Origin of the sequence: Streptomyces sp. Edi2, assembly GCF_040253635.1 — a bacterium.
Lineage (GTDB): Bacteria > Actinomycetota > Actinomycetes > Streptomycetales > Streptomycetaceae > Streptomyces.
The window spans coordinates 5526585-5552816 of sequence record NZ_JBEJGX010000003.1; the positions used below are offsets into that span (position 1 = coordinate 5526585).

A 26232-nucleotide genomic window follows, 5' to 3' on the forward strand; every position below is an offset into this window, starting at 1 on the left:
GCCCCGTCCGGCGTGTGTTTCTCAGGCCTTGCTGACCGCCACCAGGATCTCCGGCAGCCGCCGCGCCACCCGGGGCGCCGCCATCCGGAGTCCCAGCTCCGCGATGCCCACGCCGTAGACCGCGCCGACCGGCAGCAGCACCCACAGCAGGGTGTGCAGACCGGCGACATGCAGCCAGATGGTCAGGCCCAGCAGCGGCGCGCACAGCACGGCGCCCACCAGCACCCCGCCGAAGAGACTGAACCAGGCGATCGCGCCCTGTCCCGGCGCGACGTTCTTGTTGCCCTCCGAGGGGATCGAGTACGGGAAGACCGCCGACGACAGCGCCCCGGTCGCCATGAGCGCACCCAGCACGGCCAGCGAGAGCCCGTACACCTCCGCGAAGTCCGACCACGGCCCGATGACGGCGGCGGTGCCGGCGACGACCAGCGTGACGTACGGGACGGCCACCAGCGCCAGCGCGCAGGCCCGCGCCCGCAGTTCCCGGTAGGCGTCCCGCGGGGTGGCGATCGTCGAGGCGACCATCCAGAACGCCGAGGTGTCCTGCCCGAACTGGTTGTACATCTGCGACCCGAGCAGCGCCGACGCCGAGAACGACGTATAGATGCTGCCGTTGCCCTGCGCGGCCGAGACGGCCGGCAACAGCAGGCCGACGCCGAGCGCGGTCGCCCACGCCATCTTCGACTTGGGGTCGCGCCAGGCGTAGCGCAGCGTCCGGAGCATGACCGCGCCGGTCCGCCCGTCCGGCAGCAGCCGCCCGAGTCCTCGCTCCCCCGTGCCGGCCCGGCGTGCGCTGTCCTTCTCCACTGCCTGGAGGGTCGAGGAGTCCGGGGCCGTCATCAGGGTGGTCAGGGTGCGCTGCCACCACCACAGCAGCAGGACCAGGGCCAGTGCCGCCAGCGCCAGGCCGGCCAGCGCCCGCCCGTACGCCCCGTGTCCGGCGTCCTCGACGGCGCTGACCGCCGAGGCCGGCGGCACCCAGCGCAGCACCTCGCCCACCGGCTCCAGTACGGACAGGCCGTCCGGCCGGCCCAGCTTCTGGGCGGCGATGTTGATGGCCTGGGCGCCGAGGGCGATGAACAGGCCGCCGAGTACGGCGAGATCACGGCCACGGCGGCTGGTCAGCAGCCGGACCGACGCGGTGGCGACCGCCCGTGCCAGCGACACGCACACCAGCACCACCAGGACGACGGCCACCACGCCCACGGCCGCGGCGGCCGGGCCGTCGGCGACCGCGATCACCGAGCCGGCCGCCAGCGCGAGGGTGACGACCGGGCCGATGCCGACGAGCGAGGCCACCAGCAGCGACACGATCAGGGGCCGCGGCCGCAGCGGCAGCATCACCAGCCGGGTCGGATCCAGCGTCTCGTCGCCCGTGGGGAAGAACAGCGGCATCACCGCCCAGCCCAGGGTGAGGATCCCGGTGAGAAGGACGACCAGCGCGCCGGCATGCGCGGTGCCGCGCAGCGCGACCAGCCCCAGCACGACACCGGCGGTGAACAGCAGGCCGACGATGACGGACAGGACATACGCCAGCGCGCGCCCGGTGGACTGCCGCAGCCCGTTGCGCAGCAGCGACAGCTTCAGCCGGACGAAGACGCCGGTCAGGGAGGGGGAGGGGGCGGCGCCCTGTCCTGCAGCCGCCACGGCGGATTCGGTGCTCATCGGGCGCCGCCACCGCCCAGCCAGTCGAGGTCGGCGCCCGGACCGCGGTCCCGTGCGCCGACGAGTTCGAGGAACGCGTCCTGCAGGGAGGGCGCCGCGCCCCGTACCTCCGCGAGCGGGCCGTCCGCACGGATCCGCCCGGCGGCGATCACCGCGACCCAGTCGCACAGCGACTCGACCAGCTCCATCACATGGCTGGAGAAGATCACCGTCGCCCCGGAGGCGGTATAGCGCTCCAGCACTCCGCGGATGGTCTGCGCCGACACCGGGTCGACGCCCTCGAAGGGCTCGTCGAGGAAGAGGATTTCGGGGTTGTGCAGCAGCGCCGCCGCCAGCCCGATCTTCTTGCGCATACCGGTGGAGTAGTCCACCACCAGCTTGCGCTGCGCGCCCGCCAGATCGAGCACTTCCAGCAGCTGCCCGGCCCGCTTGTCGACCTCGTCGCCCGGCAGGCCGCGCAACCGGCCTATATATCCGAGGAGTTCGCGCCCGGAGAGCCGTTCGAAGAGCCGCAGGCCCTCGGGCAGCACCCCGATCCGGGACTTGACGGACACCGGGTCCTGCCAGACGTCCTGCCCGCCGATCTCGACCAGTCCGGCGTCCGGTCGCAGCAGACCGGTCACCATGGAGAGGGTGGTGGTCTTGCCGGCGCCGTTGGGGCCGACAAGACCGATGAAGCGCCCGGCCGGCAGCGTCAGATCGATGCCGTTGACGGCGATCTGCTCGCCGAACTTCTTCCACAGCCCCTGGATGCGCACGGCGGGCGGGCCGGCCACGGCGTCCCCGGGGGGCCCGGCCGCCCCGCCCGCGGAAGCGGCCGAGGGTGGCTCCGTCGGTGCCGACCCGGCCTGCCGGTCGAGGTGCGGATCGACGCGCCGACCGGTGTGCGGATCACGGTGCTGATCGAGATGCTGCTCGATGTCTTCCGGCTCGTTCGCCACCGGCCCTGCCCTTCGACGTCCCCGCAGAGGCCGTCCTGGCCCCCGTCAGGGACCCACGATACGACCGGGTACGGGAGGCCGCCGGGCGATCGGCGCCCCCGGGTCAGTGGACGCGGCCGCTCCGGATCAGCGGACCCGGCCGGTCCGGATCAGCGACCCCGGGCCGCGACCGCGTCCCGCGCGCAGGCGTACGCGAGCGGGCTGATCAGTTCCTCGGCGTCCGGCAGCCAGCGGTTGGCGGCGGTGGGGCGGCGCGCCCACTGCACCGAGCCGTGCGCGCCCACCCGGGTCGGCGGCGCGGCGATGTACTCGCCCTCGCCGCGGCAGATCAGATCGAGCGCGGCCGGCGCCCAGCCCAGGCTCCGTACCAGCGCCGGGACCTTCACCGAGGCACCGGGAAGGACGAGAAAGAGCATTCGCCGGCCGGGGGTGCGGGTCACCGGTCCCAGCGGCAGCGCCATCCGTTCCATACGGGCCAGCGCCAGACAGCCCGCGGTCTCGGGGACATCCAGCGCCTCGAACGCCCGGCCCGTCGGCAACAGGATCGAGGCCCGCGGCTGCTTGCCCCACATCCGGCGGACGGCGGTGGCGCTGCCGGTGGCCTGCCCGGCCCAGCCGGGGGCGGTCGGGTGCGCGCCGGGCGCCGCGCAGTCACCGGCGTCGCACGAGCAGCGCAGCGTGTCGCCGTCGTGCTCCAGCCATGCGCCGGGGAACACGTCCCAATGCCGTTCCTCCGCGTAACGCACCGCAGTTTCGAGCAGCTCCTCGCCGCGCCGCCCGCCGCGCTGCCCGGGGATCTGCGAGGTACCTGTGACTCCTATGGTCTCTTCCACGTTGAGGACAACTTCCGGTGTCACCAAGGGTTACGGCCGGAGGGAAGGCCCCCCGGCGCATCGTTACCGCCCGTGGGGCGCATGGGTGCACCGGTGGGGGCGCATATGCGGGCGGGGCCCGGGGAGCGGGTAGCCACCTGCCTGACGGGCGGAGAGGCCGCCCGGCGGCAGGCCGAAGTGCACCCGGGGGAGCCCGGCACGGCGGCGCCGCGATCTGTGCACGGCACCGCGCACCCTCCCTACTCGTGAACGAGCGCTGCGCACCGAGGATGCTCCGGACAGGGCCTAAAACGCTCACAAGTGAGCATCCGCTGCAAAGTGCGTATCACTCCGATCTCTCCTATCGCGCATATCCCGGATCTCTCGGATATCCGGCATATTCACGGGGAATCGATCACGAGGAACGGCGTTCGCCGGTGAACGCACAGCGGTACACAGGGGGTACATGCATGGCCGCCAGGCCACTCGTCGCACGACAGCCCAACGAACGGCTGCAGACGCTGATCCAGGAAGCCGCCTGTTCCAACGCGGGGCTCGCCCGCCGCGTCAACATGTGCGGGGCGGAGCACGGTCTCGACCTCCGCTACGACAAGACCTCCGTGGCCAGATGGCTGCGCGGGCAGCAGCCGCGGGGCCGCGCTCCGGCCGTCATCGCGGAGGCGCTGGGGCGCAAGCTGGGGCGCACGGTCACCATCGACGAGATCGGGATGGCCGACGGCAAGAACCTCGCCTCCGGGGTGGGGCTGCAGTTCTCGCCGACCGTCCTCGGGGCCATCGAGCAGGTCTGCGAGCTGTGGCGCAGCGACGTCGGGCGGCGCGACTTCCTCAGCGGTTCCACGGTCGCGGCCTCCGCCCTGGTCGAGCCCAGCCGCGACTGGCTGATCACCGGAGCGGACAGCCAGGTCGCCCGGAACGCCGGTGCCCGGGTCGGGATCTCGGACGTCGAGGCGGTACGCGCCATGACCACGGCGCTCAGCGAACTCGACCACCGCTTCGGCGCCGGGCACGTCAGGCCCGTCGTCGTGCACTACCTCAACAGCGTGGTCTCGGGGCTGCTGGCCGGTTCGTACCGCGAGTCCGTCGGGCGGGAACTCTTCGCCGCCGTCGCGCGGTTGACCGAACTCGGCGGCTATATGGCCGTCGACACCGGCCAACCAGGCCTCGCCCAGCGCTACTACATCCAGGCGCTGCGGCTGGCCCAGGCGGCCGGCGACCGCGGCTACGGCGGCTACGTCCTGGCCGCGAGCATGAGCCACCTCGCCGCCTCGCTCGGCAATCCCCGGGAGATCGCCCAGCTCGCACGCGCCGCCCAGGAGGGTGCCCGGGGCCATGTCACCCCGCGCGCCGAGGCGATGTTCTGCGCGGCGGAGGCGCGCGGGCACGCCTTGATGGGCGACGGCCGGGCCTTCCAGGTGGTGGCAGGGCGGGCGGTCGCCGCGATGGAGCGCGCCGACGCATCGGCCGAGGCGGGCGACGACCCGGTCTGGATCTCGCACTTCGACCAGGCGTATCTGGCCGATGAACTCGCCCACTGCCACCGCGACTTGGGGCAGCCGGGCCCCGCCGGACAACGGGCGCAGGAGGCGCTGGACGGGCACCCGGAAGGCCGGGCGCGGCGGCGGGCCATCGGTCTGCTGCTGCTGGCCGGTGCCCAGGCGCAGCAGCGGGAGGTGGAGCAGGCCTGCCATACGGGCACCCAGGCGGTGGAGCTGCTGAGCGGGCTGCGTTCGGACCGCGGGGCGGAGTATCTGGAGGACTTCCAGCTGCGTCTGGAGCCCTTCCGGGACGAACCGGTGGTGCGGGAGTTCAGCAGCCGGCTGGAGCTGCGGGCCACGGCGGCGTGAGCGGCGCCGCGGGAAGCGTGCACGGGGCCTCACCGGGGGAGTGGCGGCGGCACGGCGGAGGGGCGGCCGCCTCGTCGTGAGGCTTCGTTGCGCAGCTTCGTCCTACGGATGTGCGGCGTCGTTGTACGGCATTGCCGCGTCGTTGTGCGGCTTTGTTGTACGGCGTCGGGTATGTCGTACACCGTCGGGCGGGCCGCGCACCGGGCCCGCCCGGTGCGTTCCGGGGGCGGATCGGGGTGGTGACCAGGCGACGTGGTCGAACGTTGCTGCGACCCGGTAGCGTGCAGCCGACGATTCCGTAGGTCTGCACGTTGGTAGGAGTCACGGTGACGCAGAGCGGACAGGGTCACGACCCGCAGAATTCTGCGGCCGGTCCCGCGCGAGAGGGCATTGTGCTGCCCGCCAACGGTGAGCCGTGGGTGCCCGACCAGCAGGCCGCACCGCCGGCCGGGCAGCCGTGGGGCCAGCCCTGGGGGCCAGGACCGCAGTCCGCGCCCGCCCCCCAGCAGGGGTACGGCGAGGCGCCCGGCCAGTACGGCGAGGCGCCCGCCCCGCAGCAGGGGCAGACGTACGGCCAGGGGTACCAGCAGGCGCATGCCCAGGGCCAGGGGCAGCAGGGATACGGCCAGGGCCCGCAGGGGTACGCCCCGGAGCAGGGGCAGCACCCCCAGGCTTCCCAGGCGCCCGCCCCGCAGCAGCCACAGCAGACGCAGGGCGGCCAGGGCTTCCCGGCGCCGCCCCAGGGGCAGCCTCCGGTGCCGCCGCTCCCGCCCTCGATGCCGCAGCAGGCGCCCCAGCCGCCTCAGCAGGCCCAACAGCCGCAGCAGACCCAACAGCAGCCTCAGCAGCAGTACGGGCAGCCGCCGCAGCCGCCGCAGGGCCCGTCCGGAGAGCTGGTGCGGGCGACCCCGCAGACCGGTGCGCCGCTGCCGCCCGCCGCGGGTGACGCGGAGGCCACCGCGCTCATCCCGCCCTTCGGCACGCAGCCCGGCTTCGACGGGCAGCCCGGCGGCCCCGGTGCCGCGCCGCTGCCGCCCGAGGCGGGCGCACGGCCCGAGACGCCCGACGAATCCACCACGATGCTGCGCGCCATCAAGCCGAACGGGGTCAGGCCCCAGGGCCAGGCCCAGCCGATGCCGCAGTCGCAGCCGATGCCCGGTGCCCAGGGCGCGGGCGACGCCGAGGCCACCCAGCTCATCCCGCCGGTCGGCGCCGCCGCACCGCCCCCGCCGCCCGGCGCGCCGTACGGCGTCCGCCCCGGTGGGCCCGGCGACCGTGCCACCCCCGCCGAGTTCGACGGCCTGTTCCGCGACGGGCCGGGCACACCCGGCCAGACCGGCGCCCCGGACTCCACCGCGCAGCTGCCCCGCTTCGAGGACCCGGGCCGTCCGCCGTACGGCCAGGGGCACCAGGGCCAGCAGTTCCCGCCCGGCGGCGGCTACGACCAGCAGGCCTCGTACGACGGCGACGGCGGCGGCCGCCGCAAGCTCGCCCCGGCCGTGATCGTCGGCATCGTCATCGTGGCGCTCGCGGGGGCCGGCCTCGGCCTCGGCTGGGCGCTGAGCGGGGGAAGCGACGAGAGCACCGCGAAGAAGCAGGACGCCGGAGCCGGTACGACGAAGGCGGCCAAGGATTCGGAGCAGCCGAAGCCGTCCGCCGACCCGGCCGAGGCGCAGGCCAAGGGCCTGGACGCGCTGCTGGGCGACAGCAACAACAGCCGTTCCTCGGTGATCGGCGCCGTCAACAGCATCAAGTCCTGCAGCAACCTCGGCGGCGCGGCCAAGGACCTGCGCGCGGCGGCCGGCCAGCGCAACGACCTGGTGAAGCGGCTGCAGCAGCTGCCCGTCGACAAGATCCCCAACCATGCCCAGCTGACCGCCACGCTGACCAAGGCCTGGCAGTCCTCGGCGGCCGCGGACAACCATTACGCGGCCTGGGCCGGCCAGGTCGGCAGCAAGAAGGGCTGCCACAAGGGCAAGGCCCGGCTCAGCAGCCAGACCGCCCAGGGCAATGCGGCCAGCGGCCAGGCGACCACGGCCAAGAAGCAGGCGGCACAGATCTGGAACCCGCTCGCCAAGAAGTACGGCCTGACGGAGCGCCGCCCCGAACAGCTCTGATCAGGGGCAGGGGCAGGGGCAGGGGCAGAAGCAGAGGCAGGGTCGGCGGCAGCGGCAGCGGCAGCGGTATCAGCTGTCCGTGTGCCGCCGCTCCAGCGTCTTGGTGACATTCACGAAGCCGTCCTGGGCGGCGGTCAACTCGCCGTCCCTGACGACCTGGTAGGTCACCATCCCGTTCACGATGCGCGGGAAGTCCTGGACGGCGAGCATGTCGTCGTCCCGCCAGCGCAGCTTCGGGGTGAGCCCGCCGGTGTCGATGGCGTGGTCACCGCGGTCCAGCGTGGTCTGCAGGGCGTGCGGGGTGATGTCGTCCACGCCCGCGTCGTCGAGCTGCCCGATCAGGGCGCGCAGCACGGTGTAGGCGATCCAGGTCGTCTGGACGCCCTGGTCGGCCGGGTCGATGCGGTTGTCGTCGAAGGCGAAGTCGTTGATCACCTTGCGCATCGGCTGCCAGCGCGGATCGTGCGCGACCGGGTACCAGCCGGTGATGTCCGCGTCCTCCAGCGGCCCGGCGCTGCCGCCCGTACGGTTCAGCAGCGACTGGCCGACGCTGCCCAGGACGGAGGCGACCCGCACCTGGGGACGGTCCTCCTGCAGCCGCCGGAACGAGTCGAAGAACGCGTCCGTGTGGTCGCCGAGCGAGGCGGCCACACAGGATCCCGGCGCCTTGCCGCCGGCCGCCGAGGTGCCGTGGACGGCCGGGTCGCCACCCACGCCGTCCAGCGCGCGGTTCACCTCGGACGAGTAATCCGTGCCGTCCTCGGGCGCCTTGATGTCCTTGGCCGGGTGCCGGTGGCCGCTTTGGAGGCCGGAGTTGAGCAGGGACGGCATCTGGTCGCCCTGGATGGTGTCCGGCCGCACCAGCGCGACGCGCGAGCAGTCGTGTGCCAGCTGGCGGCCGTTGCCGGCGAGCAGGGAGGCCTGGCCGCCGTTGACCGGGTAGGACAGCGGGCTCTCGAACTCCTCGTCCGAGGCCCCGTAGCCGCCGATGAAGGGGATCCCCTTGACCTCCAGCGGCGACATGAACGAGCGGCCGAACTGGCTGTACGAGCCGACGACGGCGACGGCGCCCTCGCTCACCGCGCGCTGGGCGCAGTGCGCCGCGGTCACCGAGTCGTTCTGCTCGTTGCAGGTCAGCACCTTCAGATGGTGGCCCCGGATACCGCCCCGGGAGTTGACCCAGCGGGCGTAGGCCTGCGCCATGGCCGGCATCCCCGGCATATTGGTCGCCTTGGTGCCCTCGGGAGCCCAGGTCATCACCGTGATCGGCGCCTTGTCCCCGGAATCCTCCGCCGCCCCGGCGGGCGAGCCGCAGCCCGAGAGCAGCGACGCGAGGACCGCCGTACACGCCGCCGCCGAGGCGGTGGCGGCCGCGGGAACCGAGGAGAAGGGGCGGGGGAGGGGGCGTCGCCGACCGGTCATGGCACAGCAGCCTTCCGTCTTGCCCGGAACGGGCTGGTGACGACGAGGCAATGGATGGTGACGTAGAGGTGAACTCCGGGGGGCTGCTTGAGATCGTTGGTGAAGAACGTACGATCGATTGCTGTGCAAGGTTCGGAGAAGTCTTCCCGTCGCGGCCGCCGCTCGACCACCATGGGTGGTATGCCACTCAACGACATGCCGTGGTGGCGCTGGCGCAGCAATGTGCGTTCCGCGCTGCACATGCTCTCCGACCCCGCTTTCCAGCAGGAGGCCTGGCTGGCCGGCCTGCCCGGGTACGGAGATGTCACCGACGCCGTCTACCGCCTCGTCGAGGACACCTGGCTGGACAACTGGTCCGCCGAGAAATACGTCGGCACGATCTTCCGGGACTCCCGGGAGGCGCAGCTCGTCGACGCCGCCGTGCTCCGCGTGCTGCGGATCATGCACCAGGTCGGCGCGGACGCTCCGGTGGCCGCCTACCTGGAGCACCAGGGCTGGCCGGAGGCCGTGCACGCGGCCCGGGAGGCCCATGTGCAGCTGGCGACGGCGGACGGCGAGGACCCCGACACCGCGCCGCGCTCGCTGGAGGTGCTGGCCATCATGACCGGTCAGGCGGAGGCCCCGGCCTGACCTGCCCGGAAGGTGTGCGACCCTATGAGGTCATGAGCGAGTCGCAGCCCACCCAGCACGATCAAAACGATCAGTACGTCCTCACCCTGTCCTGCCCGGACAAGCAGGGGATCGTGCACGCCGTGTCCAGCTACCTCTTCATGACCGGCTGCAACATCGAGGACAGTCAGCAGTTCGGCGACCACGACACCGGGCTGTTCTTCATGCGGGTGCACTTCAGCGCGGACTCCTCGGTGAGCGTCGACAAGCTGCGGGCCAGCTTCGCGGCGGTGGGCGACTCCTTCGGCATGGACTGGCAGATGCACCGGGCCGACGAGAAGATGCGGATCGTCCTGATGGTGTCCAAGTTCGGGCACTGCCTCAACGACCTGCTCTTCCGCTCCCGGATCGGCGCACTGCCGGTCGAGATCGCGGCCGTGGTCTCCAACCACACGGACTTCGCCGAGCTGGTCGGCTCGTACGACATCCCCTTCCACCACATCCCGGTCACCCGCGACACCAAGGCCCAGGCCGAGGCGCGGCTGCTGGAGCTGGTGGAGGAAGAGAACGTCGAGCTGGTGGTGCTCGCCCGCTATATGCAGGTGCTCTCCGACGACCTGTGCAAGGCGCTGTCCGGCCGGATCATCAACATCCACCACTCCTTCCTCCCGAGCTTCAAGGGCGCCAAGCCGTACCACCAGGCGCATGCCCGCGGGGTAAAGCTCATCGGTGCCACCGCGCACTACGTCACCGCCGACCTCGACGAGGGCCCGATCATCGAGCAGGAGGTCGAGCGCGTCGGCCACGGCGTCACGCCGGACCAGCTCGTGGCGATCGGCCGGGACGTGGAGTGCCAGGCGCTGGCGCGGGCCGTGAAGTGGCACAGCGAGCGCCGGGTCCTGCTCAACGGCAGCCGGACGGTCGTCTTCGCGTAGGCACGTCTTTCGACCGCCGCGGCATTCCCGCTCATGCGGAACACTTTCCGCCGTGGCATCCCGCCGACGCGGAGCACCTTCCGCCGTGGCATCCCGCCAACGGGGGACATCTTCCGCCGTGGGATACCTGCCCACGCGGAGCACGCTCCGTCGTGGCACCCCGACCACGCGGAATACCCCCCGCACCTCTCACGTTGTGGCCCCGAGGGGGCGCTCGGGCCCCCTACGGGAGCTGTTCGACCGCCCCCTACTGGGGCCCCGGAGCCCGTCAGCCCCGGAGCCCGTCGTGCCCGGCGCCCGTCAGGCCGTCCGAACCCTAGAGCCGGGACAGCGACGCGGTCGCGAAGAGCACATCGCGGATCGCGTCCCGCTCGCCGTTCTGTCCGGCCGCGGCCTCCTCGGGGGAGATATGGCCCGCGGCCAGCTGGCAGAACTCGGCACTGTCCAGGGCGATATGGGCGACGGTGCGCTCCGGGGTGCCGAGCGCGGCCGGTGAGTCCAGGGCTATGTACCAGTGCCCGCCGCCGTTGCCTTCGACCTCCAGATGGAGCGTACGGCCCGGGGCGCCCGCCTCGACCAGCCGCTGCGGCGGCGCGGCCAGCCCGGCCCGCCGGCGGTCGGCCAGCGCGCTGGGCAGCAGCCGGGCGGCGAGGTCGACCATCAGGTGGAGGTGCGCCGACGCCGGAGGCTCGTACGGATAGTCCACCGCCTCCGCGATGTCCCCGGCATGCACCCAGCACTCGAAGGCGCGGTCCAGGAACGCATCGTGCAGCGTGAGCCGGAAGTCCCCGTACGGCACGGCGAGCTCGGCCACCTTGTCGCCGGCGAACGACACCTGCCGTATCAGCGCATAGCTCTGGTCACGCCAGGGTGCGCGCAGGGCGAGCGGACTCTGCTCCTCGGCCGGCGTCCGCCAGAACGTTTCCGTACGGATCAACGGATTCGGGGTGCCCGGCGGGGCGGTCGTGCCGAGCGGGTCGGGCAGCCCGAGAGCCGTCGCGACCAGGCCGTCGACCGCCATCAGATGCCCCATGACACCGGCGACGGTGGACTCCCGCTCGACCGGACGCTCCCCCTCGAACCAGCGCAGCCGCACCGGAGCGCGCCACTCCGCCTCGCCCATGTCACGCAGCAGCGCGTCCAGTTTGGCGGTCTCCGCGTCGTACGGCGTCGCCCACTCGGGCACCGGGATACGGGCCGGGCGGCGGCCCAGGCAGCCCTCCAGCACCCGGGAGCGCAGCAGCGGATCGAGGTCGAGGCTGTCGGCGGGGTGCAGCAGCCCGACGGCATCGCGCAGCCGCAGTGCTTCGTCCGCACAGGAGGCGCAGTCGGTCAGATGCGACTCGACCGCGGCCGTCTCCTCGGTGGAGCAGGCCGACAGCGCCCAGGCGCCGAGCAGCGACTTGAGGACCCGGTGCGGCGGGCCGGCCGCCGGCGCAGGGAGCGGGACGGCAGCGGGCAGCTCGGTCACGGGCTCGGCTTCCGGTTCGCGGGGGCCGCCGCCGGTGTCCTGCACCGGGTCGCGGGCGGGTGCCGGCAGGTCGTCCGGGAGGGGGCCGTGATCCTCGGCCGCGGTGCGCGGTGCGGGTATCCGCGGCCGTTCGCCGGGGTTGCCGGGCAGCTCGCGGCCGTCCCATTCGTCCGGGCCGTTCACCGGGACCGTCCGTTTCCCGGGCCGCCGGGCGGTGCGGAGGTCCCCGGGCCGGAGTGCGGGGAGTGCGGCGGGCGCGCTCCACGGGGAGTGCGTGGCGCCTGCGACCCATGGGACGAGGCGGGTGCGGAGCGCGGGGCAGGTGCGGAGCGGTGGGCGGGCGGCAGGGCCTGGTGCTTGTGCGCGGTGGACAGCAGTTGCAGGCCGAGGCGGAGGCGGCGCCGGGCCTCGTCCTCGGTGACGCCGAGGTCGGCGGCGGTCTGGCGGTAGTCGCGGCGCTGGAAGTACGCCAGCTCCAGGGCGGCCCGCAGGGGCGCGGGCATGGACGTGACGATGAAGTCGGCGCGGGCCGCGGTGGAGGCCTCGCGGATCTTCTGCTCTATTTCGGCGGGCGCGGGGGCGTCGGTTCCGCAGTCGCGCGCCGAGGCCGCCTCGGCCTGGCGCAGCCGCTGGACGGCCTGATGGTGGGTGACGCCGGCGACCCAGGAGCGCAGCGGGCCCTGCTTGGGGTCATAGGAATCCGGGTGCTCCCAGATGTAGCCGAACACCTCACGGGTCACGCGGTCGGCGGCGTCCTCGTCGTCCAGGACGCGGTAGGCGAGGCTGTGCACCAGAGAGGCGAAGCGGTCGTAGAGCTCACCCAGCGCGGCCGCCTCGCCGTGGGCGAGCCGCTGCTGCATCCGCCTGTCCCACCGCGGTGGGGCGTCGTGTCCCATCGGATCCCCATCCCTGCCCGGCGCCTCCGGGCTCACACCTCAGCCGTCACTCCTGCATCCGCCTGCCCGGACCTGTGTGCACCGTCACGGGGCCCGCCGTGCCCTCGAATGTAATGCGCGGGTCTGACAACGCACGCTCCTTTGCGGCAAACCGAGCCCTGAGGGGTACGGGGATGGTAAAGCCCTGACGGACCGGTGCCCTGGCTTTGTGGCGATAATGCCCGATCGCAGTGGATCGATGCGGATCGTTCGTGCCCGTATGGGGCCATGTGTTATCCGTGTGTGACCGGATCTCGGCAAAGAGCTGCACCCTTCGGGGCATAGCCTTAGGCGTACTGCCTGTTGTGCCAAGGATTCGGAAGAGTTTCAGGGGAGAGGGGCCGGGCAGTCGAGCGGGGAAGGATGAGTTCCGGATGCGGTCCGTATTCATCCGGTACGAAAGCGAGCGAAAGGCTTCGAGCGCGTGTCGTTGAAGGTGGCAGAGGACGAAAAGGGCCCCTGGGCCGTACTCCAGGTGTCCGGTGAGATGGACCTGGTCACCTCACCGGCGGTGCGCCAGCATGTGCACGACGCGGTGGCGGACGGGCGGAGATCCGTGGTGCTCGATCTCTCCGAGGTGCGGTTCTGCGATTCCAGCGGTGTCGGCGTACTGATCGCCGCCCGTCGGCTGATGCGCTCCTGCCAGGGGCGGCTGCGGCTGATCCTCCCCGCCCAGGGCGCGGTGGACGGCTCACACGTCAACCGGGTGCTGGCCGCACTGGGCGTGCGCCGGCTCTTCGAGGTCTACCCGGACCTGCGCACCGCCGTCGACGAGGCCGCCGCGCCGCTCTCCGCCTGACGTCTGCGCCTCTTCACCCCCGCTCCGTACGGGAGTTCCCGTACGGGAATTCCGCCCGTACGACGAAGCCGCCGTCGGAGGTGCGCCGCGCCTCCAGCGTCCCGCCGAGGCTCTGTGCGCGCTCGCGCAGCCCCACCAGGCCGTGTCCGCCCCCGGGAAGCGCGGGGACCGTCGCCGTCGCGTCCGGCGGCCCGTTGCGTATCTCCACCCGCAGCCCGCGCGCCGTACGGCTCCCGTCGGCCGTCTCCGCCCCGTCCGCCGCCCCTGCCCCGTCGGCCGCGTCCGTCCCGTACGCCGCCTCGACCCCCTCCGTCGCCGGGCCCCGGACCGTGTCCACCGGATCCACCCGCACCCGCACCCGCGCCCCCGGAGCATGCTTGCGGATGTTGGTCAGCGCCTCCTGGACCGTGCGGAAGGCCGCGCGCTCCACCGTCTTCGCGCCGCTCGCCCCGCCGGCGCCGGCCACCACTCCCCGCTCGTACGTCACATCCAGCGCGCTCATCTCGATCAGCCGCGGCAGCTCCTCCAGATCCGGCTGCGGGGCCAGCCCATGCGCCTCCGCCGCCTCACCGCCGTCCGCCCGCAGCACGCCCACCATGTGCCGCAGCTCCTCCAGCGTCCGTACGGACAGCTCCCGGATGGTCCTGGCACCCGCACGCGCCTCCGCGTCGTCCGTGCTCACCTGCACCGCCCCCGCCTGCAGGCTGATCAGGCTGACCTGATGGGCCACCACGTCATGCATCTCACGGGCCAGCCGGGCACGTTCGGTGGTCTTGACCCGGTCGGCGAGCAGCCGGTCCTCACGACGCAGGCTGCGGGTCAGATCCTCGACGCGGGAGGCCAGCTCCTGACGGGTGCGCACCAGCAGCCCCAGGGCGATGGGCGCGGCCGAGGTGACGCTGGCGTCGATCAGTACCAGGGTGTTCTCCCGGTACGCGGTGAGTTCGAAGTCGGAGATCGGATACGGGAAGAAGTGCGCGGCGATCAGCAGCAGCGCACAGCCGCCGAGCAGCGCCCGGCCGGGCCGGCGGGCGGCCAGGGTGTAGAGCGCGATCATCGGCGCGAACCAGATGTAGCCGATGTAGAGCCCGGGAAGGGTGAAGAGGAAGACCAGCAGCGGGAAGCGACGGCGCACCAGCAGGGCGGCCGCCGCCGCCATCGAGACGCCCACTTCCAGGTCGAGTTCGACGCCGTTGACCAGCATCGCGTCGGCGATCGCCAGCAGAACGGGGACCGCCAGCGGAGCGGCCTTGCGCAGCCGCCGCCCGACCGGTCCGCGGGTCGGCGCCCGCCCCGTGCCGAGGCCGGGCGACGGCGCGCCCCGGCCGGACGTCCCCCGGCTGCCGGTCGCCCGCGGGCCGGACGCCACCGAACCGTTACGCCTGCCGGTCCCTCTGCCGGTCGCCCTGTCGGTCCCTCTACCGGTCCCTCTGGCGTTCCCCCTGCGCCTCCCGCCCCCGGTTCTCACCACGCCCCCCGGGGGGCGCCCGCCACCAGACCGGCCCGGTCGGCGACGATGGCTGCCTGGATGCGGTTGATCCCGCCCAATTTCCCCAGCAGGGCGCGCACATGGTCCTTGACCGTACTGGGGGCGAGCCCCATCCGGTCGGCTATCTGGGCGTTGGCCAGGCCCTTGCCGAGCAGGGCCAGCACCTCGGACTCCCGCGGGGTCAGCCCGCTCACCGCCCGGTTCGCGGCGGCCTGGTCCTCGGCGGTCAGATAGCCCCCGATCACCGCACGGGTGACCCCGGGATCGAGCACACTGCCGCCCGCCGCCAGCGTCCTTACGGCCCGTACGAGTTGTTCCGGGTCGGAGTCCTTGAGCAGAAACCCGGCCGCGCCTTCGCGCAGCGCCGCCGTCAGGTACTCCTGGGCATCAAAGGTGGTCAGCATCGCCACCACGGGCGGCTGCGGGGCGGCGCGCAGCCGGCGCAGGACGGTCAGCCCGTCCACGTCCGGCATCCGGACGTCCAGCAACACGACATCGGCTGCACACCGCAGCACGGTCTCCACGGCCTCGGCGCCGCTGCAGTCCGCGACCATCTCGATGTCCGGGGCGGTCCCCAGGATCATCCGCAGTCCGGATCTGACCAGCCGCTCGTCGTCCACCACAGCGACACGGATCACCGGCCGCCCCTTTCTCCTTCGCGCCCATTCGAGCCAGCAAAACCGCCCGGCGTCGCGCGATTCCGCTTCCCTGCCGTCCGGGCCCGCCCTGTGGCGGCCCCGGACCCCCGCCGAGCGGCGGGGGTGAGCCCGCGACCTCTGGAGGATGCCGCGGGGAGGCCCCCGCGGGCAGAGTTGTTCACATGCTGCACCACTGAAGAGGCCACAGGCCCAAGACGCGTTGCAGTTCACATCGGCGGCCGCCGCGACCCCCACACGCGGCGGCCGCTTCGTGCGTGCGGGGGCGTTCCGGAGGGGGATCTCCCCCGCACGCCCGGCAAGCGGCCTGGAGCCTTCTTAAAACCCCAGGTCAGACGGGGTGTCGTCGTCGGCCGGCCGTGCGCCGCGACTCTGCGCGACCCGTAAGGCGTCCTGCAGCGCGGCACTGAGTTGGGCCGACAAAAACCGCAACTGCCGCGCATCCACCGCCGGGTCGTCGATGAGCATCCGCGCGTGGTCCAGCAGCCCCGCCCCCATCCTGAGTTGCAACGCCTCGATCTGATCGGCGCGCCGGGAGAGCGGACTGTCGTCCCGGTCCGTGAGGAGATAGCAGGGTTTGCCGTCCTGACCGGTCCAGGGGAGCAGCCGGGGGGTGGCGGGTGTGCTCATCGGGCGCCCTCCGCTTGCGCGTTCTGCCGGTGCGGTCGGAGGGGGATGCGGAGGGCGGTACGGACGGGGGGAGCGTGGGTCACGTCGACCTGCTTTCGTGGGGTCGCATGGCCCCGGGCGGTTCGCGACGGCCGCGGGGCCCGTCGTTCTTGACGGTGCGGCAACGCTAGGCAAGGGCCTGCGACCCGGACAGTGACGTGCTGTGCCACTTTTCGCCTCTGCTGGGACGCCCTGTCCTACCCGTCGACATCGAGGCGGTCGGCCAGCTCCGTGAGCGGTGAGGTGCGTCGGCGTTCGCGGTGGCGGAGGTCGGCCACCAGGCGGCGGCTCGTGGAGTGGTAGCGCATCCATTCGGGGGCGGTGCGCTCGGCGGCGAGCAGCGCCTGCAGCGCGCCGTCGTCCTTGTGCAGATCGGTGAAGGCCAGGGCGCGGTCCACGTGGAACCGCGCGCGCCAGGTCGGGGGCAGCGTGTGCAGCTCGGGTACGGTGCGCGCCGCGCGCAGTGCCTCGGCGCTCTCCTCCATCTCCACCAGGAAGTTGACCCTGGCCACGCCGACGTTGGTCGGGCCGAACGGCGTCGCGTAGTCGAGACGGTCCGTGCCGATCCTGGCCGCTGCCGCGCTCGCCATCGCGAGCAGATCCCGTACCGCGTCGCGCCGGTCCAGGCGGACCGCGGCCGTTGCCGCACGGAGCAGCAAAACTCCCCACAGGGCCAGTTCGAGCGGTGGGGAGCGGAATCCCGGCTCGATGCGTTCGGCGGCGTTCAGCGCGACGCGTTCGGCGTCGGCCAGCCGCCCCTGTTTGGTGAGCACCCAGGCAAGGGTGGAGAAGCCGGCGGTCTCCAGGTGAGGATCGTCCCCCTGGGCCGCCGCTGTCATCGACCGTTCCAGGGCGGTGAAGGCGGCGTCCTCCTTGCCCAGTGCCGTCAGCGTCGTGGCGGCGACCTGATAGGCCTCGGCCAGGACCGAGTGGGCCGCGGCAGCCTCGGCCCCGGTGGTGGCGCGGGCGGCCGCCTTGGCATCCCTGATCAACTGCGGCAGCAGCGCGCCGATTTCCGCCATCCGTCCCTCGCGGCGAATGTGTTCCGTCGAACGCAGGGAGGCCTGCAGCGCCGCGATGCCCGGCGGGTCCTCGGGGTCCGGATCGTCGCCCAGGAGGTCGGACACGGGCGAGACGGCCTGGCGCAGCGCCAGTACGGAGGGCTGTTCGCCCTCACTGCGCACCTCGAAGGTGGCAGGCTGCCCGACGAGCGCGGACGGCTCCACGTCCAGGGCTCTGGCCAGCGCGTTGAGCGTCGTGAGCCGCGCTGTGCGGCGTACGCCCTGCTCGAGCTTCCGGACGGTGTCGACGCACAGGCCCGCCCGCTCGGCGAGGGTCTCCTGCGTCAGCTTCCGGCGTGCGCGCAGCCGGGCGATGCGCTCACCGATGCCGGGCTCCTCGGACAACTCCATGGCCACCCCCGCGAGAAGGACGTACCGACCACGCTACGCCCGTGCACGGTGCCCACGCCCCCGGGTGCCCTCGTTCCGGGGAGCCCGGCCTGATCGGCTGACCCCATGGCACGCGAGGTGTATCCCGGGCACATCACCTGAGACGCGGGGCGCGAAGCCGACGGCGAACACGGCCATTTCTGCCCGATTCCGGGCAGAAAATCTGGACGTTTCGGAGGGTTCGCTCTAGTGTGATCGCTCATGATCAAGGACATCCGTATGCGTCCGCTCCCCACCGACGCCGAGGCCGTGGTCTTCGACTGCGACGGGTTGCTGGTCGACACCGAGGCCTGCGCGACCGTGGCGGAAACGGCCATCTTCGCGGCGCACGGCCATCCCTTCGGACCGGAACAGAAAGCCCTGGTCATCGGCCGCACCGTGGAGGCCGCCGGAGAGGCCATGGCGCAGTACTTCGGGCGCCCTGACGCCGGTGCCGAACTCGCCGCCGAACTCCTCCAACGGGTCCGCAAGGAGCTGTCCCGAGGCGCCGCGGCCCTCCCGGGGGCAAAAGACCTGGTGCGCGCCTGCCGGGCGGCCGTCCCCGTCGCCGTGGCCAGCAACAGCCCTCGCGAACTGCTCGACGCGGCGCTGCGGTCGGCCGGCCTCGCCGACTGCTTCACCCACTCGTTCGCCGCCGACGAGGTGCGTTCCCCCAAGCCCGCACCGGAGCTCTACCTCACGGCATGCGCGGCACTCGGTGTGGCCCCGGAGCGTTCCGTCGCCTTCGAGGACTCGGCCACCGGCATCGCCTCGGCGCGTGCTGCCGGGCTCTACGTCGTGGCCGTACCGTCCCTTCCGGGAGCCGACCTCGACCACGATTGGCTGGCCGGCAGCCTGGCCGACCTCGAATTGCGGGACTGGGCCAGGGGGCTGGGTCAGGAAACCGGGGTGTGACACCGCCGGCTGACCCGGCCTCTTCGAGCCCGCACACAACGCTGCTGCACGGCGCGTCCGCTCAGGTCCTGGACGGCGCGCATGCGCCGCCTGCGCACGGCGCCCCCTACAGACCCCCGCCCCGTCCCACCGCCGCCGCCCGCAACCCCTCCGTCCGCAGAGCGCCGTACGTGCCGAAGCCGCGGCCGGTGGCCAGGACGACCACCGAGGTCATGGCCGCCAGGGCGTAGGCCGTCGTGGCCAGCGACAGGGCGCCCTGCGGGGTCTCGAAGGAGCGGTTGAAGAAGTCCGTCACCGTCAGCAGGACGACCGTCCGCACGGTGATGTACAGCTCCAGCGCGGCGAACACCAGGAGCGCGCCGCGCACTTCCCGTCGTCCGTTTATGGCCAGCACCCCGAGGACGAGGAGGGCGAGCACCGATCCGACGGTGGTGAACGGGCTGGGCGCCGCCAGGTCGAGGGTGCCGAGCACCGAGCCGTCGACCGCGTCATGCAGGTAGTGGCCCAGGTCCCCCTCGGGGGTCGTCAGATCGCTGACGAGCCAGCCGGTGCGTGCCAGGCACATCAGCAGGAACAGCACCCCGCAGATCCGGGACGGGCGGCGCCGCCAGGTTTCCGGGCCGTCCGCCGCCGGGGTGGACGGGTGACCGCCGCGCCGGCGCTCGGTGGCCGGGAACATCGTGCACAGCACGACCAGCGCCACCACCAGCCCCAGCCCACGGGTGGCGAGCACCCAGCCGCCCAGCGGGTCGTGGCCGTACAGGTCGCGGTAGGCGGCGTCGAAGAGGCCCACGCCCTCCCGCAGGGAGACGGCGAGCAGCACCCAGCCCGACAGCAACGCCGCGGAGCGCGCCACCCGCCGCCGGGCCAGAGCCAGCCCGGCGATCACCAGGAACCCGACGGTGATGGCCCATTCGTACGGGCCGAGGATCTGGGTCGTGGGGGAGGCGCCCGGGTTGAACAGGCCCTCCAGGAAGTCCCAGACGTTGCCGTCCCCTTGGGTGATGCCGTAGGCGGTCCAGGCGAGCAGCACACCGGAGTAGAGGGCGAGGGCCGCGGCGGTCGTGCGGTAGGCGGCGCCGTGCTCCGGGGCGGCCCGGCCCGGATCGGGGCCCGGACGGACATCCACCGTTCCACCGTCCTGCATCACCATGACCGACCCCCGATCCGCTTCTCGTGGCCACCGCACCGGTTGTTCCCGTACGACAGCCTCACTGTGTCAAGGACGGTGGAAGAGCAGGTGGAGGTTCCACCCCGTGTGTCGTGCGGTCCGGGGTTCCCGGCGGTCTGCCCGACAACTGCCTCCCATGGGGGCAGTGCGGCAACTGCCCCCGCAGGACGGGGGATCACGGTGCGCCGGGCCGGGGGGGGGGCCGGGTCGGCGCTGGGTCCCGGGCGACCTTGGCCGGTCCCCGAGGTGACGCCCTTCCGGTGGGGGACCGGTGCGGGAAGATGGGCCCATGGGGATCTTCGGGGGCGAGGGCCGGCTGATCGGTGGCCGGTACCGCCTGGGAGTACGGCTGGGCCGTGGCGGTATGGGGACGGTCTGGCGCGCCACCGACGAGCTGCTGGCCCGCCAAGTCGCGGTCAAGGAACTGCACTTGGACGAGGGCGAGGACGAGTGCGTGGAGGGCGGGGCGGCCGAGGGCGCGAGCGGGCCGGAGCCGCGGGTGCAGCGTGAGCGGGCGATGCGGGAGGCGCGGACGGTCGCCGGGATCAAGCACCCGAATGTGATTGTCGTGCACGACGTCGTCGAGCAGGACGGCCGGCCGTGGATCGTGATGGAGCTGGTGGAGGGCCCGTCGCTGGCCGACCGGCTGCAGAGCGGCGGGCCGGTCGCGCCGCGCGAGGCCGCCCGGATCGGTGTCGCGCTGCTGGGCGCGCTGCGGGCCGCGCACACCCGCGGGGTGCTGCACCGCGACATCAAGCCCGCCAACGTCCTGATGGAGTCGGGCACCGGCCGGGTCGTGCTCACCGACTTCGGCATCGCCCAGGTCCCCGGTGTCACCACGCTGACCGACACCGGCGGCTTCGTCGGCTCGCCCGAATACACCGCGCCGGAACGGATGTCAGGACGCGGCACGGGGCCCGAGGCCGATCTCTGGTCGCTCGGGGTGCTGCTGTGCGCCGCGCTCAGCGGAGCCTCGCCGTTCCACCGCGACTCGTTGGGCGGTGTGCTGCATGCCGTGGTGTACGAGGACATCGAATTCCCGGAGGCCGCACGGGCGTTGCGCGCCGTCGTCGAGGGGCTGCTGGAACGCGATCCGGAGCGCCGGCTCGGGGTCGCCGAGACGGAGCGGCTGTTACGGGGCTATCTGCGGTCGGGCCGCTCTCCGGAGCGGGGGGCGGGCGACCAGGGGGCCGGTCGCGATCACGGTCTTGGTCGCGGGGGCGGTCGTAGGGGTGGTCCCGGGGGTGGTCACGACGGTGGCCATGATCGCGGCCACGGTCACGGTCACAGCTACGGCCACGGCCGCGCGGGTGAGGGGAGTGGCGGGGCCGTGGGCCGCGCCGCCGAGGCCGTGGCGGGGGTGAGCGGGCCGCCGGGACCGGCCGGGCCCCGCCCCGGGGGTCCTCATGCCCCGCACCACCCCGGGCCCGACGCCCACGCCTCCCCGTACGACGGGCCCGGCGACGGCCTGCCGGGTGAACATCCGCCGAGTGAACACCGGGCAAATGAACACCCGCCCAGCGAGGACCCGTTGGCCGCCGGCACGCCCTCCCCGGCCCCCTCCGGCCCCGGCCGTACGTCCTCCGGAGACGAAAGCGGGAGCGGAGACGGCGGTGAAGGCGGCGGTGAACACGGTGGTGCAGTCGCCAGGCAGCCGGCCGCCCGCGCGGGCGGGCGCGCAGGCGGCCGGGCCCCGGTCGCGCCGATCCGTGCCGCGCTCGACGACCGGGCGCTGGCGGCGGCCGCCCGGCCGCACACCGGCCGGCTCCGCACCGCCCTGCTGGTGGCGCTCGCGGCGGTGGTGATCGGCGGCGCGGGCGCGGGCCTCGCCGTCCTGCTGATGCACCGGAACGGGAGCGGCGGCCCAACCGGCGGCCCAATCGGCGGCGCAACCGACGGCCGGTCCCCGCAAGCTTCGGACGCGGGGCGGGGGCCGGGACCGGGACCTGCGCGGACTCCCGGCTCTGGCCCCGGCACCGCACAGCCCACCGTCACGGTCACCGCGCCGCCCTCCCGGCCCACCGGCACGATCCCCGCCGGCTACCGCCTCGTCCACGACCCGGGCGGCTTCGTGCTCGCCGTACCGGACGGCTTCATCCGCTCGTACGAGAACGGCCGCGTCTACTACTCCTCGCAGGGGAGACGGTTCCGGATCGGCATCCAGCTGCAGAAGCGGGTGCCGGACGGACCGCTGGGGGCGATGCGGACGGCGGACGCGGAGGGCCCCGCGCACTACCGCGGCTACCGTCAGGGGCGGGTCACCGAGACCACCCACAACGGGCTCCGGGCCGGGCGCTGGGAGTTCGTCTGGGACGGCGGTGCGCAGGACGGCGGCCCCCGCTGCACCGACGACCTCAGCTGGGACGAGGGCGGCCGGATGATCGACGTGTGGATCTCCTCCCCGGCCGGCGCGCGCACCGAGGCCGCGCGGCACTTCGACACCGCGCTCGACGCGTTCCGGCTGACCGGGGCGTGACCGGGGCCGTGACCCGGGGCGTGACCGGGGCCGTGATCGTGTGACCCGGGGCCCCGGTCCTCCCAGACCAGCCCCCTTGCGGCCAGCGGACACTGGCGTGATGGTGCGTACGGAGTGAAAACTCATTACTCCCGGGTACACAAAGCGTCCGGGGAGGAATACGCTCGCCGACATGACGGACTCGCAGGACACCGGAACAGCCTCCGCCGAGGCCCCCGCCGCGACCCCGGAGGTCACCGCCCCGGAGGCCACCGCCCCCGAGGCGCCCGCCAAGACTCCCGCGGCCGCCGAGACTCCCGCGGCCGACGAGGCCCCCGCCGCGCCCGCCGCCCCCGCCGACGGCAACCCGGTCGCCGCCACCCCGGCGGGCGCCCGTACCGCGGCGGATGTGGTCACCCCCGAACTCGCCGCCCGGCTCACCCGCGGTGTGGTCGGCGCGGGCCGCACCGCCAACCACAGCCCGTTCACCGGCGAGAAGCTGGCCGACCTGCCCGAGTCCACCCCCGAGGACGTCGCCACCGCCTTCGAGCGGGCCCGCGCCGCCCAGGAGCGCTGGGCCAGGGTCCCGGTCAAGCAGCGCGCCGCGGTCCTGCTCCGCTTCCACGACCTGGTGCTGCGCCGCCAGGCCGAAGTGCTCGACCTGATCCAGCTGGAGACCGGCAAGGCGCGGCTGCACGCCCATGAGGAGGTGCAGGCGGTCACCGTCACCGCCCGCCACTACGGCCGCAAGGCCCATGCCTACCTCAAGCCCAAGGCCCGCACCGGCGTCGTACCGACCCTCACCAAGGTCACCGAACTCCGCCAGCCCCGGGGCGTGGTGGGGCAGATAGCCCCCTGGAACTATCCCTTCGAGCTCTCCGTGGGCGACGCCCTGCCGGCCTTCGTCGCGGGCAACGCCGTCGTCATGAAGCCCGACACCGAGACCGCGCTGACCGCGCTGTGGGCCAGGGAACAGCTCATCGAGGCCGGGCTGCCGGAGGACGTCTGGCAGGTCGTGCTGGGCGAGGGCCCGGTCGTCGGCCCCGCCGTCGTCGAGCACGCCGACTACGTCTCCTTCACCGGCTCGACCCGTACGGGCCGCGAGGTCGCCCAGGGCGCCGCCGCCCGGCTGGTCGGCGTCTCCCTCGAACTCGGCGGCAAGAACGCCATGCTGGTGCTGAAGGACGCCGACGTGGAGAAGGCCGCCGCCGGCGCCGTCCGCGGCTGCTTCGCCTCCGCCGGCCAGCTGTGCATCTCCATCGAGCGGCTGTACGTCCACGAGTCCATCGCCGACGACTTCCTCCAGCGGTTCGCCGCCCGGACGAAGGCGATGCGGCTGGGCAACTCCCTCGCCTACGGCGCCGACATGGGCTCCCTGGTCGGCGAGCGCCAGCTGGAGACCGTCACCCGCCATGTCGAGGAGGCCGTCGCCAAGGGCGCCCGGCTGGTTGCCGGCGGCCGCCCCCGCCCCGATATCGGCCCGCTGTTCTACGAGCCGACCATCCTCGACGGCGTGCAGGCCCCGATGGCGGTCTGCGACGAGGAGACCTTCGGCCCGGTCGTCTCGATCTACCGCTTCAGCGACGAGGACGAGGCGGTGGCGCTCGCCAACGCCACCCCGTACGGGCTGAATTCCAGCGTCTGGACCAAGGACGGCCGCCGCGGGCGCGCGGTCGCCGCCCGGCTGCGCACGGGCACGGTCAACGTCAATGAGTCCTACGCCGCCGGATACGCGAGCGTGCAGGCGCCGATGGGCGGCATGGGCGACTCGGGCCTGGGCCGCCGGCACGGCTCCGAGGGCATCCTCAAGTACACCGAGGCGCAGACCGTCGCCCATCAGCGCCTGATGCCGCTGGCACCGTCCTTCGGCATGACCGACGAGAAGTACGCACAGTTCATGACCCGCAGCCTGCGCGCGATGAAGGCGTTCCGACTCCGCTAAAACTCAGCAGGGAGAGCCAGTGCCCCAGGAGAACTCTGCCCGGAACCAGGACGCGAACGGCGGCCGGGACGCCCAGGACGGCCAGGACGCCCAGGACGCCCAGGACGGCCGGGACGGCCATGACGACGACCACGGCTACGACTACGACGTGCTCGTCGTCGGCTCCGGCTTCGGCGGCTCGGTCTCCGCGCTCCGGCTGACCGAGAAGGGCTACCGCGTCGGCGTCCTGGAGGCCGGCCGCCGCTTCACCCGGCAGACGCTGCCGAAGAACTCCTGGGACATCCGCAACTACCTGTGGGCCCCGGCGCTCGGCTGCTACGGCATCCAGCGGGTGCATCTGCTCGGCAACGTCATGGTGCTCGCCGGAGCCGGGGTCGGCGGCGGCTCGCTCAACTACGCCAACACCCTCTACGTCCCGCCGAAGCAGTTCTTCGAGGACCAGCAGTGGGGCCACATCACCGACTGGCACGCGGAGTTGACGCCGTACTACGACCAGGCCAAACGCATGCTCGGGGTGCGTCTCAACCCGACGATGACGCCCTCCGACGTCCACCTCAAGGAGACCGCCGAGAAGATGGGCGTCGGCGACTCCTTCCACTTTGCGCCGGTGGGCGTCTTCTTCGGGGACGGCCGGGACGCCGTCAGCGGGGAGGAGGCGGACGGGGCGTCGAAAACCGCGCCGGGTACAGAGGTCCCCGACCCGTACTTCGGCGGCAAGGGCCCCTCCCGTAAGGCGTGCACGGAGTGCGGGGAGTGCATGACCGGCTGCCGGCACGGCGCCAAGAACACCCTCAACGAGAACTACCTCCACCTCGCCGAGCAGGCAGGGGCCGTGATCCACCCCATGACCTCGGTCGTCACCGTCACCGAGGACTCCCGCGGCGGGTTCGCCGTCGCCACCCTGCCCACCGACAACAAGCGCACCGGCCGGGGCCGCACCTTCACCGCCCGCCGGGTCGTCCTCGCGGCCGGTACGTACGGCACCCAGACCCTGCTGCACAAGATGAAGGACAGCGGACTGCTCCCCGGCCTCTCCGGCTGGCTCGGCGAGCTGACCCGTACCAACTCCGAGGCGCTGGTGGGCGCCCAGACCGACAACCGCCGCTACCGCAAGCGGCACGGCGCGGAGAAGGCCGACTTCACCAAGGGCGTGGCGATCACGTCGTCGATCCACCCCGACGAGAACACCCACATCGAACCGGTGCGCTACGGCAAGGGCTCCAACGCGATGGGGGGCATGACGATCCTCCAGGTCCCCTACCGGCCCGCCGGACGCGTCGCGGGCTGGTTGGGCAACGTGGCCCGCCACCCCTGGCTGGCGCTCCGCTCGCTCTCCAACCGCCGCTGGTCGGAGCGGACCATCATCGGCCTGGTCATGCAGTCCCTCGACAACTCCCTGACGACGTACCGGAAGCCGAAGGGGCTGGGCAAGGGCCTGCTCACCGCACGCCAGGGGCACGGGGCCCCAAACCCGAATCAGATTCCCGAGGCCACCCGGGCGGCGACGCTGCTGTCCGAGGAGATCAACGGCTTCGCGGGCTCCAACATCGGGGAGCTGATGGGCACCCCGCTCACCGCGCACTTCCTGGGCGGCTGCCCGATCGGCGAGGACGCGGACCACGGCGTCCTCGACCCGTACCACCGCCTCTACGGCCACCCGGGCATCTCGGTCGTCGACGGCTCCGCGGTCTCCGCCAACCTCGGCGTCAACCCGTCCCTGACCATCACCGCACAGGCCGAGCGCGCGATGTCGCTGTGGCCCAACAAGGGCGAGCCGGACCCGCGCCCCGCCCCTGGCCGGGCCTACCGGCGGCTGGCGCCCGTCGAACCGGTCCGCCCCGCGGTCCCTCCCCAGGCCTTCGGCGCACTGAACCTCCCGTTCCTGGCCGTCCCGCCGGTGCCACCGAAGAAGTCCCTGACGTAGGGGCGGGCCC

The 26232-nt window shown here is 73.0% G+C and carries 19 protein-coding genes and 1 pseudogene; 9 read left to right on the top strand and 11 right to left on the bottom strand.

All coding sequences use genetic code 11. From position 1 onward, the window contains the following. Positions 1-21: 21 nt before the first annotated feature. The 3 genes from ABR737_RS27795 to ABR737_RS27805 form a co-directional block, all read right to left on the bottom strand. Positions 22-1665, bottom strand: coding sequence for a GumC domain-containing protein (locus tag ABR737_RS27795; RefSeq protein ID WP_350253163.1), 1644 nt, complete (start codon positions 1663-1665; stop codon positions 22-24). Then, entirely contained in the window at positions 1662-2441 is a 780-nt protein-coding gene (locus ABR737_RS27800; protein WP_350256943.1) for an ABC transporter ATP-binding protein, read from the bottom strand. The genes ABR737_RS27795 and ABR737_RS27800 overlap by 4 nt, the downstream gene beginning before the upstream one ends. 314 nt (positions 2442-2755) lie before the next feature. Then, positions 2756-3439 carry a bifunctional DNA primase/polymerase gene (locus ABR737_RS27805; RefSeq protein WP_350253165.1) on the bottom strand — a complete coding sequence of 228 codons (684 nt, stop codon included), beginning with the start codon at positions 3437-3439 and terminating at the stop codon, positions 2756-2758. Between the two features lie 449 nt (positions 3440-3888). Here ABR737_RS27805 and ABR737_RS27810 point away from each other — a divergent pair, with 449 nt between their 5' ends. Then, positions 3889-5283: an NsdA family TPR-like regulatory protein gene (locus tag ABR737_RS27810; protein ID WP_350253166.1), complete on the top strand. Its 1395-nt coding sequence runs from the start codon at positions 3889-3891 to the stop codon at positions 5281-5283. Between the two features lie 326 nt (positions 5284-5609). Further along, positions 5610-7400, top strand: a complete 1791-nt coding sequence (locus ABR737_RS27815) for a hypothetical protein (RefSeq protein WP_350253168.1) — start codon at positions 5610-5612, stop codon at positions 7398-7400. A 69-nt stretch (positions 7401-7469) separates the two neighbouring features. Here the strand turns inward: ABR737_RS27815 and ABR737_RS27820 are convergent, their stop codons facing one another. Then, positions 7470-8822 (bottom strand): ABC transporter substrate-binding protein, encoded by a 1353-nt coding sequence (locus ABR737_RS27820; RefSeq protein WP_350253169.1) that lies wholly within the window; start codon positions 8820-8822, stop codon positions 7470-7472. 117 nt (positions 8823-8939) lie between these two features. On the opposite strand from ABR737_RS27820, the gene ABR737_RS27825 reads away from it, so the two are divergent. Together ABR737_RS27825 and purU are read left to right on the top strand one after the other, a co-directional pair. After that, positions 8940-9452 carry an SCO4402 family protein gene (locus ABR737_RS27825; protein ID WP_502964514.1) on the top strand — a complete coding sequence of 171 codons (513 nt, stop codon included), beginning with the start codon at positions 8940-8942 and terminating at the stop codon, positions 9450-9452. Positions 9453-9484: 32 nt separating this feature from the next. After that, positions 9485-10366, top strand: coding sequence for a formyltetrahydrofolate deformylase (gene purU, locus ABR737_RS27830; protein ID WP_350253171.1), 882 nt, complete (start codon positions 9485-9487; stop codon positions 10364-10366). A gap of 316 nt (positions 10367-10682) precedes the next feature. Here the strand turns inward: purU and ABR737_RS27835 are convergent, their stop codons facing one another. Further along, positions 10683-12020 (bottom strand): zf-HC2 domain-containing protein, encoded by a 1338-nt coding sequence (locus tag ABR737_RS27835; RefSeq protein ID WP_350253173.1) that lies wholly within the window; start codon positions 12018-12020, stop codon positions 10683-10685. A 137-nt stretch (positions 12021-12157) separates the two neighbouring features. After that, positions 12158-12733 (bottom strand): annotated as a pseudogene (locus ABR737_RS27840) (sigma-70 family RNA polymerase sigma factor); the annotation flags it as partial. Positions 12734-13196: 463 nt separating this feature from the next. On the opposite strand from ABR737_RS27840, the gene ABR737_RS27845 reads away from it, so the two are divergent. Then, positions 13197-13571, top strand: a complete 375-nt coding sequence (locus tag ABR737_RS27845) for an STAS domain-containing protein (protein ID WP_159471014.1) — start codon at positions 13197-13199, stop codon at positions 13569-13571. A 13-nt stretch (positions 13572-13584) separates the two neighbouring features. Here ABR737_RS27845 and ABR737_RS27850 read toward each other — a convergent pair whose 3' ends face one another. From ABR737_RS27850 to ABR737_RS27865, 4 genes are all read right to left on the bottom strand, one after another. Beyond that, the gene (locus ABR737_RS27850) at positions 13585-14940 is read right to left on the bottom strand and encodes a sensor histidine kinase (protein WP_502964384.1); all 1356 of its coding nucleotides are present in this window, start codon (positions 14938-14940) and stop codon (positions 13585-13587) included. A 95-nt stretch (positions 14941-15035) separates the two neighbouring features. After that, on the bottom strand, positions 15036-15698 hold the full coding sequence (locus tag ABR737_RS27855) for a response regulator (protein ID WP_350253175.1): 663 nt from the start codon (positions 15696-15698) through the stop codon (positions 15036-15038). Positions 15699-16034: 336 nt separating this feature from the next. Beyond that, the gene (locus ABR737_RS27860) at positions 16035-16346 is read right to left on the bottom strand and encodes a hypothetical protein (RefSeq protein ID WP_350253176.1); all 312 of its coding nucleotides are present in this window, start codon (positions 16344-16346) and stop codon (positions 16035-16037) included. 236 nt (positions 16347-16582) lie between these two features. Next, positions 16583-17797, bottom strand: a complete 1215-nt coding sequence (locus tag ABR737_RS27865) for a helix-turn-helix domain-containing protein (protein ID WP_350253178.1) — start codon at positions 17795-17797, stop codon at positions 16583-16585. 240 nt (positions 17798-18037) lie between these two features. Here ABR737_RS27865 and ABR737_RS27870 point away from each other — a divergent pair, with 240 nt between their 5' ends. Beyond that, entirely contained in the window at positions 18038-18730 is a 693-nt protein-coding gene (locus tag ABR737_RS27870; RefSeq protein ID WP_350253180.1) for an HAD family hydrolase, read from the top strand. Between the two features lie 106 nt (positions 18731-18836). On the opposite strand, the gene ABR737_RS27875 is transcribed toward ABR737_RS27870, so the two are convergent. Next, entirely contained in the window at positions 18837-19883 is a 1047-nt protein-coding gene (locus ABR737_RS27875; protein ID WP_350253181.1) for a hypothetical protein, read from the bottom strand. A 307-nt stretch (positions 19884-20190) separates the two neighbouring features. On the opposite strand from ABR737_RS27875, the gene ABR737_RS27880 reads away from it, so the two are divergent. From ABR737_RS27880 to ABR737_RS27890, 3 genes are all read left to right on the top strand, one after another. Continuing rightward, positions 20191-22377, top strand: a complete 2187-nt coding sequence (locus ABR737_RS27880; RefSeq protein WP_350253183.1) for a serine/threonine-protein kinase — start codon at positions 20191-20193, stop codon at positions 22375-22377. Between the two features lie 172 nt (positions 22378-22549). After that, positions 22550-24298: a succinic semialdehyde dehydrogenase gene (locus tag ABR737_RS27885; protein ID WP_350253184.1), complete on the top strand. Its 1749-nt coding sequence runs from the start codon at positions 22550-22552 to the stop codon at positions 24296-24298. 148 nt (positions 24299-24446) lie between these two features. Next, a complete protein-coding gene (locus ABR737_RS27890; protein WP_502964515.1) occupies positions 24447-26222 on the top strand; it encodes a GMC oxidoreductase in 1776 nt (591 codons plus the stop codon). Positions 26223-26232: the final 10 nt, after the last annotated feature.

Bases quoted from the DNA above. Each gene is read 5' to 3' on its own strand.
- ABR737_RS27795 (WP_350253163.1), bottom strand. From the start codon at position 1,665: ATGAGCACCGAATCCGCCGTGGCGGCTGCAGGACAGGGCGCCGCCCCC.
- ABR737_RS27810 (WP_350253166.1), top strand. From the start codon at position 3,889: ATGGCCGCCAGGCCACTCGTCGCACGACAGCCCAACGAACGGCTGCAG.
- ABR737_RS27880 (WP_350253183.1), top strand. From the start codon at position 20,191: ATGGGGATCTTCGGGGGCGAGGGCCGGCTGATCGGTGGCCGGTACCGC.
- purU (WP_350253171.1), top strand. From the start codon at position 9,485: ATGAGCGAGTCGCAGCCCACCCAGCACGATCAAAACGATCAGTACGTC.
- ABR737_RS27870 (WP_350253180.1), top strand. From the start codon at position 18,038: ATGATCAAGGACATCCGTATGCGTCCGCTCCCCACCGACGCCGAGGCC.
- ABR737_RS27885 (WP_350253184.1), top strand. From the start codon at position 22,550: ATGACGGACTCGCAGGACACCGGAACAGCCTCCGCCGAGGCCCCCGCC.
- ABR737_RS27820 (WP_350253169.1), bottom strand. From the start codon at position 8,822: ATGACCGGTCGGCGACGCCCCCTCCCCCGCCCCTTCTCCTCGGTTCCC.
- ABR737_RS27865 (WP_350253178.1), bottom strand. From the start codon at position 17,797: ATGGAGTTGTCCGAGGAGCCCGGCATCGGTGAGCGCATCGCCCGGCTG.
- ABR737_RS27875 (WP_350253181.1), bottom strand. From the start codon at position 19,883: ATGGTGATGCAGGACGGTGGAACGGTGGATGTCCGTCCGGGCCCCGAT.
- ABR737_RS27860 (WP_350253176.1), bottom strand. From the start codon at position 16,346: ATGAGCACACCCGCCACCCCCCGGCTGCTCCCCTGGACCGGTCAGGAC.